The 11272-nt window shown below is 46.9% G+C and carries 8 protein-coding genes; 2 read left to right on the top strand and 6 right to left on the bottom strand.

The window, feature by feature from the left end:
* The first annotated feature begins 12 nt into the window (after positions 1-12).
* Together A8O23_RS01660 and typA are read left to right on the top strand one after the other, a co-directional pair.
* Entirely contained in the window at positions 13-1023 is a 1011-nt protein-coding gene (locus tag A8O23_RS01660) for a PorP/SprF family type IX secretion system membrane protein (RefSeq protein WP_066615676.1), read from the top strand.
* Between the two features lie 319 nt (positions 1024-1342).
* Entirely contained in the window at positions 1343-3148 is a 1806-nt protein-coding gene (gene typA / locus A8O23_RS01655; RefSeq protein WP_066615675.1) for a translational GTPase TypA, read from the top strand.
* Positions 3149-3296: 148 nt separating this feature from the next.
* On the opposite strand, the gene A8O23_RS21525 is transcribed toward typA, so the two are convergent.
* From A8O23_RS21525 to A8O23_RS01630, 6 genes are all read right to left on the bottom strand, one after another.
* A complete protein-coding gene (locus tag A8O23_RS21525) occupies positions 3297-3437 on the bottom strand; it encodes a hypothetical protein (RefSeq protein ID WP_161486678.1) in 141 nt (46 codons plus the stop codon).
* A gap of 3 nt (positions 3438-3440) precedes the next feature.
* Positions 3441-3845, bottom strand: coding sequence for a hypothetical protein (locus A8O23_RS01650; protein WP_153042035.1), 405 nt, complete (start codon positions 3843-3845; stop codon positions 3441-3443).
* 287 nt (positions 3846-4132) lie between these two features.
* Positions 4133-6532 carry a hypothetical protein gene (locus tag A8O23_RS01645; RefSeq protein ID WP_066615672.1) on the bottom strand — a complete coding sequence of 800 codons (2400 nt, stop codon included), beginning with the start codon at positions 6530-6532 and terminating at the stop codon, positions 4133-4135.
* Between the two features lie 10 nt (positions 6533-6542).
* Positions 6543-7721: a DUF4249 domain-containing protein gene (locus A8O23_RS01640; RefSeq protein ID WP_066615671.1), complete on the bottom strand. Its 1179-nt coding sequence runs from the start codon at positions 7719-7721 to the stop codon at positions 6543-6545.
* Positions 7721-10495 (bottom strand): TonB-dependent receptor, encoded by a 2775-nt coding sequence (locus tag A8O23_RS01635; protein ID WP_066615669.1) that lies wholly within the window; start codon positions 10493-10495, stop codon positions 7721-7723. Before A8O23_RS01635 ends, A8O23_RS01640 begins: the two co-directional genes overlap by 1 nt.
* A complete protein-coding gene (locus tag A8O23_RS01630; protein ID WP_066615668.1) occupies positions 10492-11235 on the bottom strand; it encodes a hypothetical protein in 744 nt (247 codons plus the stop codon). Before A8O23_RS01630 ends, A8O23_RS01635 begins: the two co-directional genes overlap by 4 nt.
* Positions 11236-11272: the final 37 nt, after the last annotated feature.

The raw sequence follows: 11272 nt of genomic DNA, 5'->3' as shown, positions 1-11272 counted from the left end.
TAACCGCATCTTATGAAAAAGTATATATCAATCATTTTACTTCTGCTGTGTAGCCTTATGGCAACAGCCCAACAGCAGCCCTTGTACAGCCAGTACATGACCAATTATTATCTTGTTAATCCGGCGGTGGCAGGCTTTGAGAAAGACCTGAACCTAAAGGCTGGGTTCCGAAACCAATGGGTAGGATTTGAAGGAGCCCCTAAAACTTTTTACCTAAGCGCAGAAACAGCCCTGTTCCAAAACCAACGCAAGAAAGGCAGGAGAGGCGTTCAGGCATACCACGGCGCGGGCGGCTACGCGTATACTGACAACACCGGCCCCACCACCCGCACCGCTGCTCTCTTGTCTTATGCCTACCACATTCCCCTGAACCGGGAAATCTATTTTTCATCGGGTGTTTTTGCGGGGTTTCAGCAGTTCCGGTTTGATCCCAACAAAGTAGTAATGGCAGATAATTCTAATGGTATTGATCCTGTCACCAGAAATGGAGTATTAAATGCCTTCGTGCCTGACTTAAGCGTGGGCACCTATTTACACAGCAACAGGTTTTATGTGGGTATTTCCCTTTTTCAGCTCCTGGACAACAAATATGTTAGTGCCGAAAACGCTGATGCCGCAAGTTATCTTTCTAAACATTTGTTTATGTCGGGTGGCTACAACTTTGATGTGAGAAGAAACATTACCCTCACTCCCTCCGTCTTGCTCAAGTATGCGGGGCCAGCCCCGTTGCAGGCAGACCTGAACATGAAGGGCACCTACTACTTTACCAAACGACGCCGTACTGCCTATGATGACCACGTGTGGACAGCTGTTTCTTACCGCACCCAAGACGCGTTGGTAGGACTAGTTGGCTTGCAGTTTAAGGAACAGTACCAATTTTCTTACTCTTATGACATTACAGTATCACCACTAAGACACCATAGCGCTGGCTCACATGAGTTGATGCTGGGCTTCAGAATTAAGAAAACGAAAGGCTATAAGTGGCTTGGGCAGAACACGGCTTCCTCTCCTGATCAGATGTAGTTTACATTTTCACCTTCTTGAGTTATAACTCTCTAGCCGTTTTAGAGCCGTTTTTCAAAAAGCGGCTCTAAAACGGCTAGAGTTTTTTGCTTAAACGCCATCTATATTAGCTGCTCTCCTACCAAAAGCCGCGTCTGTCACTTCGTTTTCCACCTACATCAGCGTTGTGAAAATGCGGTTTAGGAACTTAGCTAAGGGGCTTTCTGTTAGCCCTTCACAATAAAATGACCGTAAGTTATTGGGTTCAAGGCTTTTTTATTATTTAACATAGAAAAGCATAAGAAAAACCCTACCTTTGCGGGCTGAAAACAACCTCTGAATGCAAAGTATCCGCAACATCGCGATTATTGCCCACGTGGACCACGGTAAAACCACGCTGGTAGACAAAATCATCCACGCCTCAAAGATATTTGACGCGCACCAACAGTTCGACGACCTTATCCTGGATAACAATGACCTGGAAAGAGAACGCGGCATCACCATCGTTTCTAAAAACGTATCGGTGCGTTACAAAGACGTTAAAATCAACATCATTGACACCCCTGGTCACGCTGACTTCGGAGGTGAAGTTGAGCGCGTTTTGAAAATGGCCGACGGCGTTCTTTTGCTGGTAGATGCCTTTGAAGGCCCTATGCCACAGACCCGCTTCGTGCTAGGAAAAGCTATCTCTTTAGGCCTTAAGCCAATTGTGGTAGTAAACAAAGTAGACAAAGAAAACTGCCGTCCGGACGAAGTACACGAAATGGTGTTCGACCTGATGTTCAACCTTGATGCTACCGAAGAACAGTTAGACTTCGTGACCATCTATGGTTCCAGCAAGCATGGCTGGATGAGCACTGACTGGCAGAAACCAACTGACAACATCATTCCGTTGTTAGACGCCATCATTGACGTAATTCCTCCGGCTCCTTCAGAAGAAGGAACACCGCAGATGCAAATTACTTCATTAGATTACTCTTCTTTTGTGGGCCGTATCGCCATTGGCCGTGTAAAACGCGGAACATTGAAAGAAGGTGCCCAAATGAGCCTTTGCAAGCGTGATGGCTCTATCAAGAAAGTAAGAATCAAAGAACTTCAGGTTTTTGAAGGCTTGGGCCGCGTAAAGGTAGAGTCTGTTTCTGCTGGCGAGATCTGCGCCGTAACCGGTATTGAAGGTTTCGAGATTGGCGATACGCTTGCCGATTTTGAAAACCCAGAGCCATTGGAGCGCATCGCCATTGATGAGCCTACCATGAACATGTTGTTCACCATCAATAACTCTCCTTTCTTCGGGAAAGAGGGCAAATTTGTAACATCTCGTCACCTGCGTGACCGCTTGTTCAAAGAGATGGAGAAAAACCTAGCTCTAAGAGTGGATGAAACCGACAAAGAAGACACCTTCTTGGTGTACGGACGTGGTATCCTTCACTTGTCAGTTTTAATTGAAACCATGCGCCGCGAGGGCTACGAATTACAGGTAGGCCAGCCGCAGGTAATCTTCAAAGAAATTGACGGACAGAAATACGAGCCGGTTGAGCACCTGGTAGTGGACGTTCCGGAAGAATCTGCCGGTAAGGTGATTGAACTGGTAACACAGCGTAAAGGTGACCTGACTATTATGGAGCCGAAAGGTGACTTGCAGCATTTGGAATTTAACATTCCAGCGCGTGGTTTGATTGGCCTTCGTAACAACGTGTTGACAGCTACTGCCGGTGAAGCTATCATGAACCACCGCTTTGTAAGCTATGAGCCGTTCAAAGGTGCTATCCCAGGTCGTATCAACGGTTCATTGATCTCTATGGAGACGGGTCCTGGTACTGCTTATTCTATTGATAAATTGCAGGACCGCGGTGTATTCTTTGTTGATCCAGGTGAGGATGTGTACATGGGCCAGGTAATTGGAGAGCACTCTCGCCAGAACGACCTGACCGTAAACATTCAGAAAGGAAAGCAGCTGACCAACATGCGTGCTTCAGGCTCTGACAACAACGTGAAGATTGTACCTAAAAAACAATTCTCGCTGGAAGAAGCCATGGAATACATCCAGAAGGATGAATTACTGGAAGTAACGCCAAAGAGCATTAGAATGCGTAAGATTTATTTAGATGAGAACGAGCGCAAGCGCTACGGAAACTCTCAAGGTTAATTCTTAGTAATTTCCATAAACAAAATAGCCCGACCAAATGGTCGGGCTATTTTGTTTATGGGTGTTTTGGAGCTGTTTTTGAAAAAATGAGGCTAAAAACAAGCTTTTATTCTTACTTCAGATTGACTTAAATATCAGAAACAGATATTTAGCGCTTCTTCCCTCTTAGTGCGTACTCCTCCAACTCCTTTAATTCATCTCGAATCTTTTTATCCCATTCCGCCTGCTTATCTTTCTTATTTGCTCCCGAGGTTTCTAAATCATACTGATCTTGAAGGTCAAATAACATTTTTTAATATCTGTTAAAAATTTCGGTGGCCACCTTTTTACCAGAATTGACTTTTTGCTGATTTATAAAGATTTTTAAGCGTTTGGCCACTAGTTCTGAAATATCGAAATGTAGTTGTTCATGGTTCAGCGTGTAATCATCTTTATATTCTTTCTTCACCCATGAATGCCTTGGAAACATAATTCCCCAGGCTGAATAGGTTGTACTCCCTGTCCAAATATTTACTTTGCCAGCTTTCATTTGAATGGTTGTAGAGATTCTTGCTCCTGCTGAATCAAATTTTGGAGGCTCCCCTTTGAAGTCTGCCCACACCAATTTCGATTCGCTCTCATAAACAAGCAAATCTTGAGCCTGCACTGAGCAAACAAAAAGAGAAAGAAAAAATAATAACGATCCTATTTTCTTCATGGCCATGTGACTATTATCCTTATTCTTCTTTTACTGTAAGCTATATAGTCTTGGTGAAATTACAATAACTGCTGCCCTTGTTAGTGTATTCACAATAAACCTGTTTAGGATTAGAAACACCATGACCCGCAGATGTGAACATCCCTCATTGCCTTTCTGGGTAGCATAGGCAGATGAGGCTGATCTTATTGAGACTGTTTTCGGTCTCCTTTTTCAAAAACAGGCAAGAAACGGCAAAGCCAGCGGGTACTCTCCGCTGGCTTTGCCGTTCAGAACAAATTTTAAAACTACTGAACCGAGAACTGATACGTGGCACTTCCTGCTTTTCCGTCATTAGTGATGCCTTGCAGTACTACCTGATAACGCCCCTTCTGGTCTGAAGAGAAAAAGCGTACCTGCTTCTTGCCATCGTCTCCTGTCTGCACATAAGGCTCCCAGTGCAAGAGCGTTCGCAAATCAGGTATTCGGCTATTTTGCTGCTCTTGGGTTTCGTAGACAGGGCTGTAGAATTCACGGTGCATCTGCAGGCCTTGGTATTCTACTAGTAAAGCTCTAGGATCTACCGGAAATCCTTTTAGGTTACCGGCATAGGTGCTGAACGAGACAATGCCATGAAAGGCCATTGGCCCCAAGTAGTATTTTCTCGCTACCACATCAAGCTTCCGAATGTTTTTAGGGTCATAGGTCATGATGGAGTCTGTGTTGAAAATAGGCACCCCATCTAGCAGCACCAGCGGCTCTTCACGATAAGATTCTTTCCGGAACTGGTCTACCACCGCAAACTGAAATCTTTTACCCCGCTTACGAACCTGTACATTTGGCACGTACTCCCGCAGCACATCTTCTACTAGCGGGAAGCGGGTAAATTCATCTAACAAAAACTGCCTGTCTGGTTGACCATAGAAAGCGACACTATCTAAAACAGGACCGGTAAAGCTATACGCCGAAGGAGGAGTATGATAGCTCTGCACCTGTAAATGAATGTTGTTTGACCCCAGTTTATGAAGCAACGAAGGCTGAAACTGTAAAGGTTGTGGCCTTAGCACCGGAGGTTCTGTAGAGAACGGGTCAATGATTTCAAACTGGTACGTGCTGTCTTGGCGGGTATCAGTTTGCAGTACTAAATCACGGGTGCCGTAAAAGTCTTTCACGTCGTAGAGCACTCTACCGTTGGCATCAGACCGCGACCCGTACAGCGCTACTTTTAAAGATGGAGCCGATAAATATGTAAGCACATTTTGCGCAGGCTGTCCTGTCTGGCGGTTCATTACTTTCGCCAATACTAAATGACCTCCAATTTCGGGCAGATGGGCTACTTGGGCGAAAGATGGTTGCAGCACATCTTGCCAGGTAAAGCGCCGCCAGCCGTGGGTGAGCATTAGATTATCTGTGGCCGTTTCTACATCAAGACTAGGAGAAGACACGTAATACTGCGGATTCTCCACCTGCCCTTTTAAGTCTGAGCTTAGGAAAAGGTAGCTAAGTATATCCTCGGCCTCCGGGGTCTGAAGAGAATCTAACCGATACACCGCCATGGATAAATTTGCCAGTGCTGGAGCTCCTTTGAAATCCTGCGCCTGTACCTCTACATTTACCTCGGTACGTGGTGAATATTGCCGCTGTGCTGTGGTAGCTTTTAAATGAAATGTCTGTTGCTGCGGGCGTTTAAAATACAACCGTTCGCTCACTGGCTGGCGCTGGTCATTAAAGACCGTGAAGTGAGAAATACCTTCTCCCAATATCTCTTTAGCCAAGGTAAAGACGGCTTGGCCATTTGCATCTACTGAAGCAGCTTGAGCCAACTTGGCATCTTGCCGCGAATGCACCAGCAGATACACCCGCTGCGTTCCAGTACCTTTTGTCTGCACATTCACCCGCACCTGCTCTGGCTCGGTGTTGGTTACCTGCATTACAGTGCCTATCTCCTGCGCGGTGGGTAAGGAGCGGGTGAAAATTTGTCCGTTGGGACCTTTAAAGATAGCACGGTAGGTACTGCCGGAGGCTGGGGTAAACAGAAAGCTACCTATACCAAACTTGTACGTATAGAACCTGGCCACCGTATCATTCTTCTGGTCTATCACAGTCCCTACAAAGCTGCCGCCCTGACCTGTTTTGTCTACCGCCTTAAACGCCACTTTGCTTTGCAGACCATTTACCAATTGCCCGCCTTCCGGGAAGAACTGAATATCATACTCCACTGATGGCTCCACCTTCTGCGCATTCAACTTCTTGAAAGTGTTGACAATAGAGAGAGGTTTCTCAAAAAAGAACCCTTCGCCGGCGTTCTTCATCCAGTTGGTATAGGCTCGTAAAACATAATTACCAGAATTCAGCGAAGTAGGCAGCTCCAGATAGCCATTTCCGGTTCCAGCTTCTACGTCAATTTTAGCCTGCGCCATAGGCACTTGCTCGTTGTTCAGCAGCTCTACATACACCACCTTGCTCAGTTCAACCGGCTGGTGATGCATGGCGTCTACTTTGTACACTTTAAACCACATGGTTTCGCCCGCCAGATAAGAAGAGCGGTCGGTGTGCAGGTAGACTTTTTCCTGCAGGTGTAGTTGCGAGTAGGTGCTAACACTTTGGGCTAGTGCCTTAGCACCCTCAGATTGACTTTGGCCCCGGAAAGAAAGTAGAAGGCAAAGCCCTAACAGGGGCAAAACTCTTCTGAATAAATTATACCTCATGTTACAGGTTTTACCAAAATGCAGGTTTCTTGCCGGTACCGCCCATCTCACGGCAATCTGAGCAACTAAAAGAAAGCATCCACGGGTTGTTCGGAGCCTTAGCCGGATTATCTTCAAATTCATCTTTCCAGTCTACTACTACATATCTGGCATGAACAAAGCTGTACAAAAAGCCTGAATCAATAACACCATCAGCTGAAATGGGCACCTTTATAAATGGACAGTCTTTCTGGAACCTGAAATTCCACTGTGCCAGTTGAGCTTTGCTAAGGAAAAAGCGTTTAGTGGTAACAGAGCGGACACTAAAATACCCAAGCACCGGCTCATTAGGGTCGTTCAGGTTGCTAACATTTCCTTTTATTTCCGATGGCTGCGCATCAAAGAGTGAGCCTACTTCTTCGGTGTTTTTTCTCAAAATTTGCCAGTATTGGTGTTCTTCACGGCTAATAGCGTGCTGTTTTACTAACATGCTGTACCGCATGCTTAGCTTCTGAGAGTTACCGTTAATGGTGGCAATTCTTACTTTGTTCACCACGGCATTCTCTAGCTGAGTGGTAGAGCCTACCAGAATGTTTGAAGATGCACCATATTTCCAGCAGTTCTGATAGGTACTGTCAGATTCAGTGCGTACTTTAAGCTTTCCGTTTTCATCCAGAATGTAGCGCGTAAAATAGGGGACGCTGTACTCGTACGTGTCTTCAAACTCCCAGCGGTAGTATCTGGCGGCGTTGGTAGGGTCATGGGTGGTTACTCTAATATTCACATTCTCGCCTTCCACATCCCAAGTGATCTCATCAATAGGCGGAGTTTTAACGGTAGACACTTCGGTAGAAGCGTATTCTTTGCCCACTTTGGTTTTGATGCGGAGCTTATACTTAGTACCATAGTCCAGAGAAAGTCCGTTGGCCGAGTACATACCGCTGCTGTTGCCCGTCAGATTTATTTTAGCGCCCTGGCCGTACTCAATCCAAACATTGGCTCCTGTTTCAGGTTTAGGGGGCGTTTTATCCGCTAAGCTTTGGCTACGGGTCAGCTTCACCTGGGCAGTACCCTCCTCCACGTTCATCCCTCCGTCTACCACCAGTAAACCTTCTCCGTTGGCGGTTTCTGGCAGCTCATATTCCTCCACACAGCTGGCCATAGCCCACAGGCTCAGGCAAAGCCATACATTCAGGCAGAAACGTTTCATCAGAATTTAAAATTATAAGTGACAGTTGGAATAGGGCGGCCAAAAACTGACATCTTGTAGCCTTTAATCACGCCTTCTTCTGATTTAAAATAGATGGAATAAGGGTTCCTGCGACCCGTCAGGTTGTACACTGCCAGTGTCCAGGAGCTGTGCGCCAGCTTTTTGGCCTTATGACCACCTTCCAGGTTCAAAGAGAAATCTACACGGTAATAATCGGGCACTCGGAATTGGTTGCGGTCTGAGTAGTAAATCCGTTTGCCGCCGCCCACTTCATAAATAGACAAGGGCAGCGTGATAGGGCGACCCGTGCTGTACACAAAATTGAGAGAGGTGCTAATTCGGCGGCTAAAGCGGTAGTTACCCACCATGGTTAAATTGTGCGGCTGGTCAAAGTTGCTGGGGTAGAAGGCTCCTTCATTTATTTTCTGCTCATACTCCGCACCATTACTTTGCAGCAAAGAACGCGAATAGGTGTAGCTTAGCCAGCCGTTGAGTTTGCCTTCCTGCTTACGGAGCATGGTTTCTATGCCATATGCTTTGCCTTTGGAGTTGATCACATCGGTTTCAATGTGGTGGTTGAGCAGCAACTGCGCTCCGCTCTTGTAGTCCAGCATGTTCTGCATGGTTTTGTGGTACACCTCCACACTCGCCTCTACGGTGTTGTTCTTGAAGTTCTTGAACAAACCTAGTGACACCTGGTCACCTATCTGCGGCTGAATGTGCGAATCACTTAGTTTCCAGATATCAGTAGGCGAAATCATGGCGGTGTTGGTGAGCATGTGCAGATATTGGCGGGTGCGGTTATATCCGGCTTTCACTGAGAAGCTTTCTGTAAAACTGAACCTGGCTGATGCCCTGTACTCTGGTCCGTGATAAGTTTTGATAACATCTCCGGCACCAAATTCTCTGGTCTCAATCTCCGTTGTTTCATCTTTCGGCACTCCCTCGGCATAGGTAGTTACGCTTTTACTACCCAAGTACTGGAAAAAGGAATAACGCAAACCAACCGACACCGAAAAGCGGGGTGAAACCTCATAGGTGTCACTCAGGTACAAAGCGCTCTCCAGCCCCTGCTCCTGCTCCACCTCGTCAGGAATCACCAATGACTCTTCGCCTAAAGGTTTATAAGAACCAGGGCTCATCTGGTGTAGCATTGTGCTGCCACCAAACTCCACCGTGTGCTGGTGGTTGTAGTTGTACGTGAAGCCAGTTTTCATGCTGACTTGCTTTTGGTCATAAGCTAACTCATAAGCGTTCACCTCATTTTTATCGCTGGTTACATTGTAGTTGTAGCCGCTGTAAGAAGCTGTCAGCACATTGTACAGTTTATCTGTGAAGGCATGCCCCCATTTAGCTACTAAACTCTGATTCTGATACTTGTAGAGCGTATCACTGGCCAGTTTAAAATTATCGTTGCTGAAGTAGCCAGTTAAACTGAGGGTGTTGTTCTCATTAATGGTATGGTTAAGGCCCAGGTTCAGGTCATAGAAAGAGGCTTTGCTTCGGCTTAGGTTTTCGTTAGGCAGTTGCGCCAGGAGCCAATCAGAATACGAAGCCCTGCCGCCAATCAAAAACGAAGTTTTGTCTTTGACGATTGGCCCCTCCAGCATCAGGCGACTGGCAATAAGACCGATTCCACCGGCTCCGGCAAACTTTTGCTTGTTGCCCTCACGGGTAGAAATATCCAGCACCGAAGCCAGTCTGCCGCCGTATTTAGCCGGAATAGTACTCTTGTACAGCTCTATACCCTTCACCACATCTGGGTTGAAAGCTGAGAAAAACCCGAACAGGTGCGAAGGGTTAAAAATGGTGGCATCGTTCAGCAGAATCAGGTTTTGGTCAGTGGCACCGCCCCGCACGTTCAGACCGGTAGAGCTCTCGCCTACTGACTTCACCCCGGGCAGCGTCAGCACCACTTTCAGCACATCGGCTTCGCCGAAGGCCGTGGGTACTTGCTTGATGGTACTTATACCCAGTTTCTCCACGCCCATGGCGGTACTCGCTACGTTACGGTCGCGGTTGCCTTTCACCAACACCTCATTCAACGACACAATGCTGCTGATCAGGTCTACCGACAGTCTGCCGTCTGAGTAAAGCATTAGTTGGCGCTTGGTCTCGCGCATTCCCACACTCCTAATCTTCAGGGTATGCCGGCCTTTGGGTAAGCTAATGGCGTAATTTCCGTTCTCATCGGTATTGGTGGCCGTGAGTGGGTTTTCAATCATGACCACCGCACCAATCACAGGCTCACCAGAAGCTGCATCACGTACAGTACCTCTCAACGTGGCATTGCCGGGAGTGATTTTATTCGTCTTGATGCCGATTTCATATAGTTTGGTCTCAGACCCCACCGCTTGCGTTTTTTGCCTGTTTCCGGAAATATAGCCCGGAATCACCTCATCTCCGGAATCCTCGCCTTCTACATTCAGAAAATCAGCCGGAAGTTTCGCCTGCAAAGGAGCACCTTTTGTAACGAAAACCCGCTGCTCCCCATCAATGGCAAAGCGATAGTCAGTGTTTCTGAACAACTGCTCCAGTACTGTTGGCAAAGGCTGCTGGTTTGCTTCTAAAGAAACGGTCAGGCTATCGGTCTGGGCAGGGTTGAAATAGAAACGATAGGTTGTCTGGGCCTCCACTTGTTTCACAAACTGCTCAAAAGAGATTTTTGAGAAACTACCAGAAACTGTTTGGGTAGCTGATGTTTGGGCAAATACTGAAGTGAATGGTAATACTAGCAGGGCCAGCATCAGGCATAGTAACGCGTACTTTCTCATTGTCCTTTCGTTAAGGAGTCGTACACCTGCGCCATGGTCACCAACGCCAACTCACGGTTCTGCCCGAAACTGATGGAGCGCTCTTTCAGGCTTTTGTTCAGTTCGGCTTTCTGGTCAGACAACACCTTCAGCACCGAACCTTTGCTTTTAACCTGATGGTATTGTCCGTCTTTGAGGATGTAATAAGTATTTTTATCTGAAAAGGAAATTTCTGCGTTCTGCTTCAGAGAAGTCTTTTCGCGGCGGGCCAAGACCTGCACGTTGCCGCTGTACAACACCTCGTAGAACCCAGATGCCAAATTCTCAGCCTTATTTACTTTCATAAACCTATGCCCTTGCAGTGTAAACTGGCTCACTCTACTGGCATCGATCTGAGTTTTGATGGGAGTGCCTTTCTCGTCGGGACGTACCACTATCAAGGCTTGGTTGACAATGTCATACATGAATGGAATGCCGCTGTAGGCAATACCATCATAGGTAACTACGGCATCTGCCCAGACATCTGAACCGAAGAACTGGTGCCCTTTGGTGCGTAGCGTGTAGCCAAAATACTCGCTGCCATTAAACACATGGGCCTGCTGCCCCATGGCAGCATGGTAAAGCGCAGCAATAGGCTGAAGTGATATTTGAGAGGAGTCTGCTGGGGGAACCGCTGGGGTACTACTTGCCTGGGAGTTGGCAGCCTCTGATATGAGCATGAGCCCTGAGACTACCAAAAGCAAGAAAAAGCCTCTGGCCATTACTTTTGACTTTTAATAATTATTCCGCAAGTTCATA

The sequence above is a fragment of the Rufibacter roseus genome (genome assembly GCF_001647285.1).
GTDB classification, from domain to species: Bacteria; Bacteroidota; Bacteroidia; order Cytophagales; family Hymenobacteraceae; genus Nibribacter; species Nibribacter roseus.
The sequence above is the reverse complement of the archived record's forward strand: the minus strand, read 5'-3'. Positions and strand labels throughout refer to the sequence as shown.

What these genes read in the sequence shown, in the direction of transcription:
- A8O23_RS01660 (WP_066615676.1), top strand. Translation starts at nt 13, where the DNA reads ATGAAAAAGTATATATCAATCATTTTACTTCTGCTGTGTAGCCTTATG.
- typA (WP_066615675.1), top strand. Translation starts at nt 1,343, where the DNA reads ATGCAAAGTATCCGCAACATCGCGATTATTGCCCACGTGGACCACGGT.
- A8O23_RS21525 (WP_161486678.1), bottom strand. Translation starts at nt 3,437, where the DNA reads ATGTTATTTGACCTTCAAGATCAGTATGATTTAGAAACCTCGGGAGCA.
- A8O23_RS01650 (WP_153042035.1), bottom strand. Translation starts at nt 3,845, where the DNA reads ATGAAGAAAATAGGATCGTTATTATTTTTTCTTTCTCTTTTTGTTTGC.
- A8O23_RS01645 (WP_066615672.1), bottom strand. Translation starts at nt 6,532, where the DNA reads ATGAGGTATAATTTATTCAGAAGAGTTTTGCCCCTGTTAGGGCTTTGC.
- A8O23_RS01640 (WP_066615671.1), bottom strand. Translation starts at nt 7,721, where the DNA reads ATGAAACGTTTCTGCCTGAATGTATGGCTTTGCCTGAGCCTGTGGGCT.
- A8O23_RS01635 (WP_066615669.1), bottom strand. Translation starts at nt 10,495, where the DNA reads ATGAGAAAGTACGCGTTACTATGCCTGATGCTGGCCCTGCTAGTATTA.
- A8O23_RS01630 (WP_066615668.1), bottom strand. Translation starts at nt 11,235, where the DNA reads ATGGCCAGAGGCTTTTTCTTGCTTTTGGTAGTCTCAGGGCTCATGCTC.